This is a genomic window from Sphingobacterium kitahiroshimense, from assembly GCF_025961315.1.
GTDB lineage: Bacteria > Bacteroidota > Bacteroidia > Sphingobacteriales > Sphingobacteriaceae > Sphingobacterium > Sphingobacterium anhuiense.
Map to the genome: position 1 here is coordinate 23329 of NZ_JAOQNK010000001.1, position 16434 is coordinate 39762.

Consider the following 16434-nt stretch of genomic DNA (forward strand, 5'->3'; position numbering starts at 1 on the left):
GTTTTTTAGATTATGATAATAGGTGAAGAAAAATTGACGTTGCTGATTCATTGTCAATATGTATATGGATTAGGGCATTTTGTTAGAATGATTGAATTAGCAAAAGGGCTGACTGATAGCTTTAATGTATACTTTATAAACGGTGGAGAACCTGTTCCTAATTTTGAAATTCCAAAGGGCATAAATATAGTTCAAATACCTGCTATATATAAAGAGGAAGGTGCTGAGTATTTGCTTCCTATAGATAGCAATATTTCTTTGGATATCTGTTTTGCTGATCGATGGAATATAATATCAAATATAATAGAATCAATTAATGTAGATATCTTAATCACAGAACATTTTCCATTTGGATTGCTGTTTGAAAATGAAGTGGGAAAATTAATAAAACAAGTTAAAAAAATAAATGGTAAATCAAAGATTATCTGTAGTGTGCGAGAAATAATAGATTCGAGTACCGGAAGTGAAAGGGATGATTATATATGTGATATTATAAATGAGCTATATGATTTGGTTCTAGTGCATGGTGATAAACAACATATCAAACTTTTAGATTCTTTTCCTATGCTCGACAAGATTAGCGTTCCGATTGTCCATACTGGTTATATTGTTTCAAAAGAAATTGAACTTAGCCAATCACAATTGTCAAAAACTATTTTAGTTTCTGTTGCTGGCGGTCGTTTGGGTAATGAACTTTTAGATGCATTGATAGATTGCCATTTGCCATTGTCTGAAAAATTAGATCATAAAATGATTTTGTTCTCTGGCGCATTCCAGTCTGATTTTCAAAGACAAAAAGCTAAGGTCGCGTCACTATTTTCAAATACAATAGAATTGAGAAAATTTAATAGAACAGAGTATTTAACAGAAATGGGAGATGCAAAAATGATTATTTCATTGGGCGGATATAATTCTATGGTAGAATCACTTTCTACAGAGAAATCATTGCTTATCTATAATAGGGTCTTTAAGGGTAATAATTCTGAACAAGATTTACGAATAGCATATTTCCAACGTAAAGGGTGTCTCGATATTTTGAACTATGATGATCTAAGAGTTCCTGTTCTAATAGAAAAAATTATTTTGCAATTTAATAGATCTACTTCGTCACATTTAACAATAGATATAAATGGTGTAGAATGTTCTGTGAAAAACATTGAGGAATTAGCAGGCAAAAAACTTAGTGAATCTTTATAGTGAGTATCGGAATTAGTATTTTACTGTATCATCAGATAGGCGAAAAGCCAGGTATTCATGCAAATTTGGATTGTTTTTGCAATATCGAAAAGTTTAAATTACAAATGGAATATCTTAGAGATTCGCAGAAAAAGGTTGTATCGTTAGGTGAAGCTGTTAATATGATCGTAAATAAACAAGAGATAATTGAAGACTTGGTTGTATTGACATTTGACGATGGATGTGAAAGATTTTATGATATTACTTTCCCCATTTTAGATCAGTTTGGATTTCCATGCACAATCTATCCTGTCGCTGGGTGTTTAGGAAAGCCGGCCAATTGGGGAAAGATCCGAAATCCAGAGCTCAAAATTTTGTCCAAAGAAAAGACAAAGGAGCTAAGCGACATGGGGGTGGAAATTGGTGCACATACGATGAATCATCATAAATTGACCCAGTTAAGCGAGGAAGTAGCCTATGACGAAATTTATAGAAGTAAAGAACTTTTGCAAGAAATTACTTGCAGAGAAGTGAATTCTTTTTCTTATCCACATGGTGCTTACAATATAGGGGTCAGAAAAATCGTAAAGAAAATTGGTTTTACCAATGCATTGACCTGTATTGAGGGAAATGCAGAAAATTGTAATTCAATATTTGAAGTCCCCCGGAAGTATATCACGTATTTTGATGGTATAGAAGGTTTTATAAATAAAATAAGAAACAATGGAAGTAAAACCATATCCACTTTTTGAAAAGATTTCGATTGAGTGTAATTCATTTTGTAATAGAACATGTTCTTTTTGTACTCGTACGAGTGATAATAGGATAAAAGCTCGAATGCCTGAGGAACTTGTTTATAAAGTATTAGATGAATTGGCCGAGATAAAGTATTCTGGTTTGATTGCATTTCATTTTTATAATGAAGTGTTTACTGATAAAAGGATATTTTCGTTTTTTCAACGATGTAAAGATCTAGGTCTAAATAATTATCTTGTAACTAATGGTGATTTCCTGACGAAAGATACTGTGGAAAAATTGAGTATTTATAATATTAAAGAGTTTGCACTATCTGTATATGACTGGGAATCGGAGGAAGACTTTCAGCTTAAAGTGAATGAATTTGAAAGTATTCTAGGGTTAAAGACACATCCATGGGATTTTTATGTCGTGAAAGGAGGAGGTGAAGATTTTTCTAATAGGGCAGGTTACGTAGATTTTAAACAGGAAGAATACACTTTTCCGATCAAGGCCGCATGTTCAAAAATCGAGAATAAATTAGATATCAGATATGACGGCACTGTCGTAATGTGTTGCATTGATTATTACGGTTTACACAGTATTGGTCGCATTCAAGATGAGCATATAATTGATATATGGTATGGGGAAAAACGACAGAAACAAATCAATGATTTGAGACAGGGGCTAAGAGAGAATTATAAACTGTGTTCTAAATGCTCAGATTACATTGTAAATGTTTAAAGGAATTTTAACAATTATATTTTATGAGATTATTTAGGGGGGTAAGCACTTTTCTAAAAGCTATCCAAAGCTTGCCGCAATTTATTTCAATATTTAATGAATATAAAGAGATATTGTCACGGAATGAAACCCAATTAAGATATTTTACGGACCAGTTGATAGCAATGAAAATGCAACATGATGTTCATGCCTCATCTAAAGACTTTAAGGAAGGGGCTTTCGTCTTGCAAGATCACTTTTCGTTATTGGAAAGAAAGATTAATCTTAATATGCAGAACTATTTTCAACAGATGGAATCTTTACTATCTATTTATAGATCATTGCCTAATCTTAAGCATTTACCAAATACACGTGGTTGGGTAGGATCGCCAGATTTTTTATTAAAACTTGTTGAAATAGTATTAAAAAGGAAACCCCAATTTGTTTTTGAGTTGAGTAGTGGTGTCTCTTCCATTATATTGGGAACAGCGCTTCAGTTAAATCAATTAGGGCACCTATTGTCTATTGATCACGAAGAGTCATATGCTAACGTAACAAGAGCTAATATTGAGTTGAATGGAATTGATAAAAATTGTAGTGTCAAAGTTTGTCCATTAGTCAATGTGGAAGTAGAAGGAATTACCTATAGATGGTATGATTTAAAAACTATTCAGAAAAGAGAAGGGATTGATTGTTTAGTAATAGATGGACCTCCAGGATCAACGCAACCTTTAGCTCGATATCCTGCGGTACCTTTGCTTTACAATTTTTTTTCTGATAAGATGGTTATAATTATGGACGACGCTAATAGAAGAGACGAACAGATTATTATAGACCGGTGGGTGGAGTTTTTACATGCTAGAAAATTTAAAGTCCAGCGAACAGATTTTCCTGCTTTCGAAAAAGGTTTAGTTGTTCTCGAGGTGAGTAGGATAGCTTAGTTAATAGAATCTTAAATCAGATTCTAAAAAATTGATTATCAGATGGCAACAAACAAACATGCGTTAATACGTTATAAATTACTTGATAAATGTTTTTCCAACAAATGGAAGAAATACTTTATTGCTGATCTTATTGCATATTGTACCAGTGAACTATCAGCATATGTAGGCTCAGAAACTAAAGTGTCACGTAGGCAGCTGTTGGACGATATTACATTTATGCGGAGTGAGGCAGGTTATCAAGCACCCATAGTTTCCATGAAAGAAGGAAAGCGTGTCTATTATCGTTATGGCTCTGTCGATTTCTCGATCCTCAAACAGCCACTCAATCCTGCGGAACAGGAACAGATACAGCAGACATTGGAGACTTTAGGCAGGATTAAGGGGATGCCCCAGTTAGAGTGGTTAAATACAGTTCAAGCAAAACTAAGTTCTGGTCTCAAGTTAGATCAACAAAAACGTTCTGTCATTTCATTTGAAGATAATGAATTCTTAAAAGGACTCGAATATCTCGAACCACTTTACCAAAATATAATCCATAGTCAGGTTATATCGATCAATTATCAAGGGTTTAAACAAGCGGAACCAATGGACTATATCATACATCCCTATTTTCTAAAGCAATATAACAACCGCTGGTTTTTATTTGGGTGCAATGAAGAAAACGGTCAGATTCAAAATCTAGCATTAGACCGTATCCGTGACGTTCAGCCATTAGAAACTATTACGTATCGAAATTCTCAAATTGACTTTGATGACTATTTTTATGATATCGTTGGCGTCACTAATTTGGTTGATCAACTAACAGTGGAAGTGGTGCTAAAGTTCAAACCCAATCGATTACCCTACGTATTGTCTAAGCCAATTCATGGATCGCAGCGCTATAAAAATGGATTGATTTATCTTGATCTTAAGCTCAATAGAGAGCTTGAAAGCATAGTCCTTTCATTTGGCAATGATGTTGAGGTTATTGCACCTGTTACATTTAGAGATTCAATTGAAGAAATTGTACGAGAATTATTTCAACGCTATTCTTTTTCGAGATCATAATCAAAGATGGGTATGAATAAATATCTAGAAAAGGTAGTACAACTTCAATCTGAACACAGGGATCTAAAGACTACTATCCAGAATGCAATGGATATCTTATTGCAGGAATTGCGTAAGATATATGATCAAAATCAGGAATACCTGAATGTAGGAATACCGTTAATAGAATCTATGAACATTATCGTGGCGAAATATCAAATACTCTCCAAAATAGACACTTATTTTATAAGTTACGATGACCCTGAGATATTATTCATCAAAGAGGCACTCTTCGCCTTATGCGAGACATGGTTTAAGTCAGTTGTCTTAATAAAAGATGATATTAATTTTGGGTTTTCAGCTTTTGAGATCCAAAATGTTTCTCAGACTCTATTACAGTTTTTAAGGGATACAGGAATAGATTTGGATTCCCTATTATATAGTGAACATTTGAATACTATATAAGATAAAGATAATCCTTCAAAAATGAAAAGAAACTGCATGTCGAAGCTGGCAACATGTAGTTACAATATAGCTATATTAAAAACCTATTTTTAAAGAAATATGATGAACGAAAAAGAATTTATTAATAATCTTACCACGCATAATTCTGATTATAATAATCCAGAACTGGCTATTACAACTTCCAATCTTTGTGATACGATTTCACGAGATATAAATACGGATAGTCAGCGGTTTATTTATGAGTTGCTTCAAAATGCGGATGACTCGAGCAACGAAAGTGGATCATTGGATGTCAGAATAGACTTTATTAATGAGTTTGTTATCTTTTCCCACAAGGGAGCTTCTTTTACTAAAGTAGACATTGAAAGTATATCAAGTGCAGGGGATGGGACAAAAACAGGTGACATTACAAAAACGGGATTTAAAGGCATCGGTTTCAAGTCTGTTTTTTCACATTCGAAATTAGTGTATATCAAATCGGGAAAGTACTGTTTTAAATTTGATCGAAATTACTGGAAAGAGCATTGGAATAGCTCATGGGGCAATAAAGAGCTGTGGGAGTCTGAAAGAAGAATTAAAAACAAAGAAGAAAATATAAAGATGCCCTGGCAGATTATTCCCATTTGGAATGATCTGCCCGAGCATTTTAAGGTCTTACCAGAGTTAAATGACTATAATGTTTCCACGGTCATAGCTTACGATAAAATTGAAGAATTAAAATCATCAATAAATGCATTGTTCTCTGATAGCCAAATAGTACTTTTTTTAAGGAGCAAAAAAGTAAGGATTGCGATATATGCCGAAGAATCGCTTACCCTAGAGAAATTAACCGACGGGAATATCACTTCTTTAGTGCGCAACGATATTAAACTGAGTGATTGGTTAATTAAAACTGAAACATTTGAAATAAATGAGGAAATACAATCCGCGATTAGTGCAGATGATAAATCACCAAAAAAACTTATAGAGGCAAAATTTACGGAAATCGCATTTGCTGTACAGTTGGAAGCATGTAGATTAAGAGCTGTTGATTCGAGTAATAGACTTATTTTTACCTATTTGCCGACCTCTGTTAATTATAATTTACCATTTTTGGTTAATGGGAGTTTTTTAACAGATGCAGGACGACAGCAGTTGCATCAAGATGTGGTCTGGAATAATTGGTTATTCAAGGAAATCCCACTTCGATATTTTTCATGGATTGCAGAATTGGCTCATAAAGATAGCGCTTACAGACAAGATATTTTAGCCGTAATTCCTTCTAAACTTTCAGGAAATCAATTAAGTCGCAGTTTTAATGAGGGATTGGAAATTGCCCTGTCTACTATATCCTTTATCCCAAATAACGATGGAGATTTGCTCAAGATAGATGAAGCGATCTATGATAGATCGGCGATTACTCAGGTGATTGATTGTCAATTGTTAATTAATTTCATTAATGAGAATAGCGATGGAAATTTTACTACTTCGTCTTTTATACCACCATTAGAGCCTATAAGTTCGTTGATCAGTTTAGGTGTTTATACGTTTGATGTTGATCAATTCGAAGATTTTATTTCTTCTTCTTTTTTTGTAGACAATTTTACGGTGGAAGATAATATAGCACTTATCGATTTTTTTTTGTAAAAAAGATTAATATAGCCCAAAGTGGCTAATAAAGAGTAGTTTACAAGAACCGAAAATGCTATCGGTAACGATTTAGTAATGGTGCTTACTGCACTCGCTTTCATCTGATTACCTTGTAAATCATTACTGCAAATTTAATAAAAAAAGGGTTAAGTCGTAGCATACTTAACCCTTTTTCCGTTTTGAAATATTCGTAAAAAATCCCAGTTGAAAATAAATCTTCCCCAATATGGGGGCAACCTGTGATATTGGTTTCATTAATATTTCCAAGTTTTGGCAAATCAACGAAGATGTAATTCCGAAACAAATAGTGCTAATCTCTAAACGTTCTAAGCTATGGAAATCGTGTTGAACAAAATATTATCGGAAATTCAGCATCAGGAAGACAAGCTGTCTTCTCAAATGATGCAAACTGCGGATGAGGCTTATCAAATGACCTTATTCCTAAAGGAAATGCTGTTTACCATAAAGATGAAAGTCTTACAAACCGGATTTAAGGACGAACAGCAGGAAATCAATTTTTTCAAGAACATCAAACCGCAGATTTTAGGAAAACTTATTTATTACAATAAAGTATTCCGCATTGAAACTACCTGCCCAGTAAGTACCGGGAGAATACACCAAAGTTATTTTGAAAATCAACTGAAAATCCTCAAATCCGAATATAAGGAAAGTATATCCAACGAGGATTTTTACAGGTACTACCGTGCAGGCAGAACAGACCGTGACCACAGTTATTTCAAGCTCGGAAAAGTCAATTACCACGATGGTTTAAAGAGTGCCGTGTTTGAAATTGACCTTAGTTTTTCAACCTATTACGATAACAAAGTTGCCCATATTATAGCCAATGAATTACTTTATACTTTTTTGCTTACCAAAATAAACCCTGAAAAAAATCCCGATACCATTTTAATGAACGGGGATGCGAGCAAAGACATTTCGTGGACTAACTCGCAAAATGCACTTATTGAATTGATTTACGCCCTGTATGCTTCCAAATCTATTGCACACGGTAAAATAGGTATCAGAAAATTAGCATTGATTTTTCAAATCTTATTCCGAACGCCCTTGAACGATATACATCATTCTTTCCACCGAATGAAAACAAGGGCAGGCTCCCGGACGGTATTTTTAGACCAACTCAAAATTTCCCTCGAAGAATATATGGATAAAGACCTTTAGCTGTATCAGCATAGGTGTTTTAAAGCAGTACATTTTGTTTACTGCTTTTTGTTTGCCCATATCTGCCAATTGGCAAATGTTGGCAAAAGACTACCCGCAAAATATCCCAACCCCGCTAAAACCCTTATTAAACAAGGGTTTTTCTCATTGCAAAAAAAATCAAAAAAGTGCCAAACCAATGGGTACGCATTGGCAGACAAACACTGCCACACTTCTGAATTTTGTCCTGTGAATATTAAACAACAGTGCTATGAATATTATAACAGTTGACGAAGAAGTGTGGAAGCACCTCAACGAACGGTTGAAAGCCATTAGCGAATATATCCTCAAACTGGAAGATACAAGCTACGATAGTTTGTGGCTCAACAATCACGAAGTCTGCCAGTATCTCCACATCAGCGAAAAAACATTGTGGCGTATGCGCACCAATGGGCAGATAGCCTTTTCAAAAATGTACGGGCAGTATTACTATACGATTGGTGCTATCAAGGAAATGCTCAACGCTAACGCTGTGCAGACCACCGATGAATATGTAGAGCAGCTTATGGCGAAAGGCAAAAGCTATATCGAAAAAGGCAGAAAGCTGAAATCAGGTAATAATTAAAAGCGTACACGTATGAATATCGACAAAATGGAATTTGTGGCGTGGATGGAACGCATAATGGACAGGCTTGACATTCTCGGCAACCACATAGACGATTTACAAAAGAAGCGCAACAGCATAGACGGCGAGGAACTACTGGATAATCAGGACTTATTGCAAATGCTGAAAATAAGTAACCGTTCCCTGCAACGGTATCGCTCCATAGGCAAGCTCCCATATTATACCATTAGCGGAAAACTGTATTACAAACTGTCCGATGTGCATCAGTTCATCAGGGAAAGTTTTAACCCGCCCTTGCCCAAACTGGATGCCAATAAGTGACAAACACTGCCTTTGAGTGCCACATAACGCAAATCAGTGAAGGCTTCCTTTACATTCGACCGTAAAATTTTAAAATTTTCAGAATATGAGCGAAGAAACAACAAATAAACAGGAAATGCCCGAACAGCTTTCGGACATATTACTCGTACTGGATAAAGAGAAAATGAAAATCCAGGCGGTAAAGAGTATTGACGAAAACGGGAAAATGGAAACCGTGGAACCCACCAAGAAAAACCAAAACCAGTTTATGCGTGTGGACAAAAGCGGCGATTTCTTTTCCAACTTCTTTTCCAATTTTTTCAGCCAGTTAAAGAACCCTACAAACTTTACTTTCTTCAAAGTGCCTACCCCGGTTGCTGCTGAAAAAGCACAGGAACTCCAAAAGCACGTAGATAAGCCCACACCGGAGGGCGAAAAAGTGCTGAAAGAACACGAAGTGAAAGCAGAACCCCAACCCGATAAAAAACAAGAAAATCAAAATAATATGGCAACAGCACAAACAACAACGGAAACAAGCGAATACCGCTACAAGCCGGAGCAGATTGATTGGGACACAATGAAAAACCTCGGATTAAGCAAAGAGTATCTTGAAAAAAGAAACTTGCTTGACCCTTTGTTACGAGGTTACAAAACCAATGAACTTTTACCGATAGGTATTAACCTCGGTGGCTCTATCCTCCGCACAGATGCCCGCCTGTCTTTGCAGCAAGGCGAAGACGGCAATGTTATCGTAGCAATACACGGTATCAAAAAAGAACCTAACCTGCACTTTGAGTTTTTCGGTCACAAGTTTACCGATGAAGACAAGAAAAACCTGCTCGAAACGGGCAATATGGGGCGTGTGGTCAATCTCGTAAATTCCAAAACAGGCGACCTGATGCCGTCCATTATCAGCATTGATAGGCTGACCAATGATGTGATTGCGCTACGCACGGAGTTTATAAAAATCCCCGATGAAATTAAGGGTGTAAAGCTGAATGAGGAACAAAAGCAAACGCTGATGGAGGGCAAACCACTCTATTTAGAGGGTATGATTTCCTCGAAAGGAACGGAGTTTTCGGCAACCGTACAATTCAATGCGGACAAACGATATGTTGAGTTCCTGTTTGACAGGAGCAACAACAATCAGCAAGCGCAAACGAACCAACAGAACACCCAGCAAAGCCAACCCCAGGAAGCTCCAAGAACTTTCAGGGGCAAAGAACTGGATGATGAGCAGTACAACAAGTTCAAAGCCGGACAAACCATATATGTTGAACTGAAAGATAAAAAAGACCAACCGTATAAGGGCTATATCACTTTCGACAAAGATACCGGAAAGACCAATTTTGAGTTTCCCGGTCAGTATAAAGCAAGAGTAGAACCTGCCGAAAGCCATAAAACGCAGACTGCCGTCAATTCGGAGGGCAAAACCAACGAAGCGACCAAGAACGTCCAAGAACCTTTGAAGTCTGGGCAGCAAAGACCGAAAAATGAAAAGCAGCAGGAACAACAGGACAATAAGCCTGCAAAATCCAAAGGCAGAAAAATGTAATGTGATATGAAAACAATTATTGCAGAAAAACCAAGCGTAGCAAGAGAGATAGCCGGCTTGTTGGGCGCATCCGATAAAAAGGACGGCTACCTGACAGGTAACGGCTATTTTGTTACGTGGGCATTCGGTCATTTAATAGGACTGGGAATGCCCGAAGATTATGGCATTTCGGGATTTGATAAAGCATCCCTGCCGATATTGCCCAACCCGTTTTTATTGACCGTCCGCAAGGTCAAAAAAGATAAAGGATACATCGCCGATACTGGCGCATTAAAGCAACTGAAAGTCATTGAGCAACTTTTTAAGCAAAGCAACAGCATCATCGTTGCTACCGATGCAGGTCGTGAGGGCGAACTCATTTTCAGGTACATTTATGAATACCTGAAATGCAACAAGCCCTTTGAACGCCTTTGGATAAGTTCGCTTACCGAAAAGGCAATAAAACAGGGCTTCGACAACCTGAAAGATGGGGCAGCATTTGATGGGCTGTATCAGGCAGCACAAGGCAGAAGCCGTGCCGATTGGCTTGTGGGCATCAATGCTACGCAGGCATTGAGCATTGCCGCAGGCAGTGGAATTTATTCGCTCGGAAGAGTGCAAACGCCTACACTGGCTTTGATATGCAAACGTTACCTCGACAATAAGAATTTCACGGTAAAGAAATACTGGCAGATACAATTAACGCACAATAAAGCGCAGGTTGATTTCAAAAGTATTTCCGCAACCAAATGGGACGAAAAGCAGCTTGCCGATGATACCCTTAAAGCTATTCAGCGTGGCGCAACGGCAACCGTTACCTCGGTAGAAACCAAAAGCGTTACAGAACAACCGCCCTTGCTTTTTGACCTGACAGGCTTACAAAAAGAAGCCAACAAAAGGCTGAAATTATCTGCTGAAGCAACGCTCAATATTGCCCAAAGCCTGTACGAAAAGAAGTTTATCACGTACCCACGTACCGGAAGCAAATATATCCCTGAAGATATGTGGGCAGAAATTCCCAATCTTGTGCGGGCTTTGCAGAACCGTGAAGATTGCAAACAAGCCCTTGCCAAAATTAAATGGGGACGGTTCAACAAACGTATCGTGAATGACCTCCGTGTAACGGACCATCACGGTTTGTTGATTACGGACAAAGTACCGTCCGTACTTAATGCAGACGAAAACAAGATTTACAATATGATTGCGTTTCGATTGCTCGAAGCCATATCACAAGCCTGTGTCAAAGAAATAACCGATGTATCATTACAGGTATTGCATTACGACTTTACGGCAAAAGGCTGTAAAATTCAGGAAGCAGGTTGGCGTTCCATTAAGGGAAGTTTTACCGATGACGGCGAAGAGCCAGTGCAGGAACTACCCGAACTGAATAAAGGTGAGGAACTCAAAATAAAGGAAGCCACCGTTTTGGAAAAGCAGACCAAACCTCCAGTGCTTTATACCGAAGCCGGGCTTTTGTCCGCTATGGAAACCGCAGGGAAAGAAATCGAGAATGAGGAAGAACGTAAAGCCCTCAAAAATATCGGTATCGGTACGCCTGCAACAAGAGCCGCCATTATCGAAACCTTGTTTACCCGTAATTATATCCAACGGGATAAACGTTCCTTAATCCCTACGGAAAAAGGATTGCAGGTGTACGGGCTTGTCAAAGACCGGAAAATTGCAGACGTGGCAATGACCGCCGAATGGGAATTGGCATTGCAGAAAATCGAGAATAACGAAGCGGATGCCGGAACATTCCAAAAGGAAATGGAAACCTATGCCAAATCCATTACTGATGAACTGCTGCAAACATCAATTGCAAGCACCAACCAACCCAAACTGACCTGCCCTAAATGCAAAAATCAGCAACTCATTATCCGTGACAAGATTGTGAAATGCCCTGATGAGGCTTGTAACTGGGTGCAATTCCGCACCGTCTGCGGTGTACAAATCAGTATCGAAAATGTAACAAGCCTTGTAAATAAAGGCAAAACCTCTCTTATCAAAGGAATGACAAGCAAAGCCGGAAAGAAATTCGATGCTTACATCATTCTGAAAGAAAACGCTGAAAGCGCCTTTGAGTTTGAGAAAAACAAAAGCAGTAAACGCAATGGAAAATAAACCGTCAATCGTACCCAAAGAAATCAGAAACCTGATTTATACTATCCGGAGCAAACAGGTAATGTTGGATAGCGACCTCGCTGTTCTATATCAGGTAGAAACAAAGAACCTGAACAAAGCCGTTAAAAGGAATATTGAGCGATTTCCTGTATCATTCTGCTTTCAACTGACCGAAGAGGAAGTTGAAAACTTGAGGTTCCAAATTGGAACCTCAAGTTTAAACTACGGCGGCAGGCGTTATTTGCCCTATGTTTTTACCGAACAAGGCGTTGCAATGGCATCTGCCATACTTCGGTCTGATATAGCCGTTAAAATGAGTGTGGAAATAATGGAAGCCTTTGTAGAAATGCGGCGTATGCTCATTAGCAATGCTTCTTTGTTTCATCGTTTGGATAATATCGAATTAAAGCAACTGGAAGCAGACCAAAAATTTGAAGAGATTTTTAAGGCTTTGGAAAGCGACAAGCTGCACAGCGAAAAAGGCATTTTCTACAACGGGCAGGTATTTGATGCCTACGCCTTTGTTTCCGATATTATCCGAAGTGCCGAAAGCTCTATTATCCTGCTTGATAATTATGTGGATGATACGGTGCTTACTTTGTTGGGTAAGCGTAAGACTAATGTAACCGCTACAATCCTTACCAAAAGCATCAGCAATCAGTTACGGTTAGATTTACAACGCTACAATAGCCAATATCCTCCGATAGACATTGAAGTGTTTTCCGATGCCCACGACCGTTTTTTGATTATTGACCATACAGAACTCTACCACATAGGAGCATCACTCAAAGACCTGGGCAAAAAATGGTTTGCCTTTTCACGAATGGATATTGAAGTCGGCAGGATGCTTCAAATCCTAAATAAGCGATAAAACAAGTCCTCCGAATTTTTGGAGGGCTTGTTTAGTAGTATTTCTTCTTTAGCCATAAACTTGCTCTTACTAATAATATCAGTACTGGAACTTCTACCAATGGTCCAATAACGCCTACAAATGCCTGTGGGGAATGAATACCGAAAACCGCTATTGCTACGGCTATTGCCAATTCAAAATTGTTTCCTGTGGCTGTAAATGCGATTGATGCGTTTTTGTCGTAAGGAACTTTTAGGGATTTATTGAAAAAGAAGCTGACGAAAAACATCAGTACAAAATAGATTACTAACGGTATGGCTACTTTTACCACATCCATTGGCAACTCTAATATTTTATCGCCTTTTAAACTGAACATTAATACGATTGTAAACAGTAAAGCATATAATGTAATGGGCGATATTCTCGGTACAAATTTCCTGTTATACCATTCTATACCTTTTGATTTTACCAATGCGTAACGGCTTATAAAACCTGCTAAGAAAGGAATACCTAAGTATATCAATACGCTTTCTGTAACATCTTTCATTGATACGCTTACATTGAAATTTGCCAATCCTAATTTGCTTGGTAATACATTGATGAACAGCCAAACTAAGAAGCTATAAGAAAGTACCTGAAAGATGCTGTTTAAGGCAACTAACATCGCTGTATATTCTCTGTTTGCCTTAGCTAAATCGCTCCATACGATTACCATTGCGATACATCTTGCCAATCCTATCAATATCAAGCCTGTCATATAATCGGGTTCATTTCGTAAAAACAAAACGGCTAATCCGAACATCAGCAATGTACCGATAACCCAATTGAGCAATAAGGATATACCGATTACTTTTTTATCCTTAAACGCTTGGGGTAATAATGAATAATCAACCTTTGCCAATGGCGGGTACATCATCAGTATTAAACCTATTGCCAATGGAATATTTGTAGTGCCAACGGATAAAGTATTTGTAATTCTTGAAATGCCTGGAAAGAAATGCCCTAAACCTATACCCACTGCCATTGCAAGGAATATCCATAAGGTTAAGTATCTGTCTAAGAATTTTAGTTTTGGTTGCATTGCTTGGCTAATTTGTAAGTTCTTTATATTGGTTTGATGTCAATAAGTTTTCTAATTCGGTAATGTCTTTGATTTCTATTTTTATCAACCAACCCTTTTCAAAAGGTGCTGAATTGATTAATGTTGGTTCTTGTAATAGTTGCTTATTGGTTTCAATGATTTTACCCGATACAGGCATAAATAAATCACTGACCGTTTTAACCGCTTCAACAGAGCCAAATACTTCGTCCTGCTGAAAACTATATCCAACATTGGGTAAGTCTGCATATACGATTTCGCCCAATTCACTTTGTGCAAATTCTGTTATTCCTATTGTACCTATGTTTTCTTGTACGCTTATCCACGTATGTTCTTTTGAATATTTTACATCGTTTGGAAATTCCATTTTTCTGATTTTTTAGATTAATAACCTCTCCTTAAATTTTCTGCGTATTCGTTTGGCAATGGGCTTTCTTCAACTGCTTTTGCTGCTTTTTCAATATCATAATCAAAGCGTATAAATTCTACACTGATACTGTCTTTATCCAATACAGAACTATCTTCATTGATTGTAAGCATTACATAACCACCTCTTACATCGCTGTCTTTTGGTTTACCTACCGAACCTATATTTATGGCGTGTCTGAAATGATTTTGTCCGTTAATACCGGAATTTAAAATACGGTGGTATGGCTTGTGTGTATGCCCAAAACACATAATGTCTGCGTCTGCTTGTTCCATTATCCTAAGCATACTTTTTTCTTCCCTATCCTCAAATAAATATTCATTTATTTTTCTTGGACTTCCGTGTACCAATAGTAAATTGAGCTTATCCTCGTTCAACTGAAATTCTACTTTGATATGTGCCGGAAGTGTACGCAAATAGGCTCTTTCTTCATCTTTCATAATAGAATTTGTAAAGGAAATAGATATGCTGCCGTTGTCCTTTTCGGGTTCGGTTTTGTATGCACATCCGCAATCGTTGCTCATACGTCCAATGCCAAAATCATAATTCCCTGCAATGGTTGGTATTTTTCTTTTACGGATTTCGTTTACTACTTCGTTTGCCCAAATATTATAACCTACCAAATCGCCTAAGCAATAAATACTATCGGGATTTCTTTTTTCTACATCTTCAAAGAATGCTTCTAATGCAGGTAGATTGGCGTGAATGTCGCTGAATAATGCAATTTTCATTTTATTGATTTTTATATGATAGTTTAGTTTAACAACATCCCGAATTAGACGTACAGCAAGCATCTTTTAATTCTGCCAAGTTTACTTTTTGTTTTTCCGCAGGAATGCCGCAGGCATCACTTGCCAGGCAAGCAGTCTGTTTGTTTTTTAGTACAAAATGGTTTCCGTTGAAATCCAAATCGTATTTACCAACTGTTTCGCTTTGGTATTCTACCTCTATCTCGGCATCTTCGATACCCAGTTTTTCTTCAGATAGTTTGATGATATTTAATAATTTGGTTGGCTTTAATCTGTGTTCAAAATCGTTGGCATTCCATAATTGGAAATTGATAACTTTTTCGTTTCTGATAGTTCCACCACAATCAATGAAGTGTTTTGTAATAACGCCTACCTCTGTAACGTGGAAATGTTCCGGTACAAATGTTCCGTTCTCTACTTGAAATTCAACATTATCTAATGCTGGTAAGATTTCTTTGATTTTTGATAGTTTCATTGTTTTTTATTTAATTGTTATATTGCTTTATTGCGATTAATACGTTTAAAAAAATGCTTAACAGCATTTATCAACTCCTACATTATCTACAAAGAACATATTGAGTTCATTTTTTAGTTTCTGCCAAACATTTTCATCAATGCAGTAACATACACTGGTTCCCTCGATGCTTCCTTTGATAATGCCAATGTTTTTCAGTTCTTTCAAATGTTGTGAAATGGTAGCCTGTGCCAATCCTAATTCTTCCACCAAGTCATTACAAATGCAAGCATTTTGCCTAACAATATATTGCAGGATAGCTATACGGGCAGGATGAGCCAGTGCCTTTAAAGAGGTTGCTAAACTGTTTTGCTGTTCTGTAAATATTTCAGTTTTTGTTACGCCCATTTTATCTGTAA

The 16434-nt window shown here is 37.1% G+C and carries 18 protein-coding genes; 13 read left to right on the forward strand and 5 right to left on the reverse strand.

Annotated features, from left to right (window positions below; translation table 11 throughout):
• Nucleotides 1-12: 12 nt before the first annotated feature.
• The 13 genes from M2265_RS00150 (at nt 13) to M2265_RS00210 (ending at nt 13307) form a co-directional block, all read left to right on the forward strand.
• A complete protein-coding gene (locus M2265_RS00150; protein WP_132768735.1) occupies nt 13-1197 on the forward strand; it encodes a glycosyltransferase family protein in 1185 nt (394 codons plus the stop codon).
• 104 nt (nt 1198-1301) lie between these two features.
• Nucleotides 1302-1928, forward strand: a complete 627-nt coding sequence (locus M2265_RS00155; RefSeq protein WP_132768733.1) for a polysaccharide deacetylase family protein — start codon at nt 1302-1304, stop codon at nt 1926-1928.
• Nucleotides 1900-2655 (forward strand): radical SAM/SPASM domain-containing protein, encoded by a 756-nt coding sequence (locus M2265_RS00160; protein ID WP_132768731.1) that lies wholly within the window; start codon nt 1900-1902, stop codon nt 2653-2655. The genes M2265_RS00155 and M2265_RS00160 overlap by 29 nt, the downstream gene beginning before the upstream one ends.
• Nucleotides 2656-2678: 23 nt before the next feature.
• Nucleotides 2679-3575, forward strand: a complete 897-nt coding sequence (locus M2265_RS00165; protein ID WP_132768729.1) for a class I SAM-dependent methyltransferase — start codon at nt 2679-2681, stop codon at nt 3573-3575.
• A gap of 42 nt (nt 3576-3617) precedes the next feature.
• Nucleotides 3618-4625 (forward strand): helix-turn-helix transcriptional regulator, encoded by a 1008-nt coding sequence (locus tag M2265_RS00170; RefSeq protein WP_132768727.1) that lies wholly within the window; start codon nt 3618-3620, stop codon nt 4623-4625.
• A gap of 12 nt (nt 4626-4637) precedes the next feature.
• Nucleotides 4638-5069, forward strand: a complete 432-nt coding sequence (locus M2265_RS00175) for a hypothetical protein (RefSeq protein ID WP_132768725.1) — start codon at nt 4638-4640, stop codon at nt 5067-5069.
• Nucleotides 5070-5168: 99 nt separating this feature from the next.
• Complete coding sequence (locus M2265_RS00180) at nt 5169-6695, forward strand: sacsin N-terminal ATP-binding-like domain-containing protein (RefSeq protein ID WP_132768724.1); 1527 nt, start codon at nt 5169-5171, stop codon at nt 6693-6695.
• 336 nt (nt 6696-7031) lie between these two features.
• On the forward strand, nt 7032-7877 hold the full coding sequence (locus M2265_RS00185) for an RteC domain-containing protein (protein WP_088161936.1): 846 nt from the start codon (nt 7032-7034) through the stop codon (nt 7875-7877).
• 250 nt (nt 7878-8127) lie between these two features.
• Complete coding sequence (locus M2265_RS00190) at nt 8128-8481, forward strand: helix-turn-helix domain-containing protein (protein WP_024566644.1); 354 nt, start codon at nt 8128-8130, stop codon at nt 8479-8481.
• A 12-nt stretch (nt 8482-8493) separates the two neighbouring features.
• Complete coding sequence (locus M2265_RS00195; protein ID WP_002978404.1) at nt 8494-8802, forward strand: helix-turn-helix domain-containing protein; 309 nt, start codon at nt 8494-8496, stop codon at nt 8800-8802.
• Between the two features lie 85 nt (nt 8803-8887).
• Nucleotides 8888-10336, forward strand: a complete 1449-nt coding sequence (locus M2265_RS00200) for a DUF3945 domain-containing protein (RefSeq protein ID WP_088161937.1) — start codon at nt 8888-8890, stop codon at nt 10334-10336.
• 6 nt (nt 10337-10342) lie between these two features.
• Nucleotides 10343-12436, forward strand: coding sequence for a type IA DNA topoisomerase (locus M2265_RS00205; protein ID WP_088161938.1), 2094 nt, complete (start codon nt 10343-10345; stop codon nt 12434-12436).
• Nucleotides 12426-13307, forward strand: coding sequence for an ORF6N domain-containing protein (locus tag M2265_RS00210; RefSeq protein ID WP_088161939.1), 882 nt, complete (start codon nt 12426-12428; stop codon nt 13305-13307). The genes M2265_RS00205 and M2265_RS00210 overlap by 11 nt, the downstream gene beginning before the upstream one ends.
• A 31-nt stretch (nt 13308-13338) precedes the next feature.
• On the opposite strand, the gene arsB is transcribed toward M2265_RS00210, so the two are convergent.
• The 5 genes from arsB to M2265_RS00235 are packed head-to-tail and all read right to left on the reverse strand — an operon-like array spanning nt 13339 to nt 16423.
• Nucleotides 13339-14367 carry an ACR3 family arsenite efflux transporter gene (gene arsB / locus M2265_RS00215; RefSeq protein ID WP_088161940.1) on the reverse strand — a complete coding sequence of 343 codons (1029 nt, stop codon included), beginning with the start codon at nt 14365-14367 and terminating at the stop codon, nt 13339-13341.
• 7 nt (nt 14368-14374) lie between these two features.
• A complete protein-coding gene (gene gcvH / locus M2265_RS00220; protein WP_088161941.1) occupies nt 14375-14752 on the reverse strand; it encodes a glycine cleavage system protein GcvH in 378 nt (125 codons plus the stop codon).
• 17 nt (nt 14753-14769) lie between these two features.
• Nucleotides 14770-15543, reverse strand: a complete 774-nt coding sequence (locus M2265_RS00225) for a metallophosphoesterase family protein (protein ID WP_088163586.1) — start codon at nt 15541-15543, stop codon at nt 14770-14772.
• 28 nt (nt 15544-15571) lie between these two features.
• The gene (locus M2265_RS00230) at nt 15572-16036 is read right to left on the reverse strand and encodes a DUF6428 family protein (RefSeq protein WP_088161942.1); all 465 of its coding nucleotides are present in this window, start codon (nt 16034-16036) and stop codon (nt 15572-15574) included.
• A 57-nt stretch (nt 16037-16093) separates the two neighbouring features.
• Nucleotides 16094-16423, reverse strand: a complete 330-nt coding sequence (locus M2265_RS00235) for an ArsR/SmtB family transcription factor (protein ID WP_088161943.1) — start codon at nt 16421-16423, stop codon at nt 16094-16096.
• Nucleotides 16424-16434: the final 11 nt, after the last annotated feature.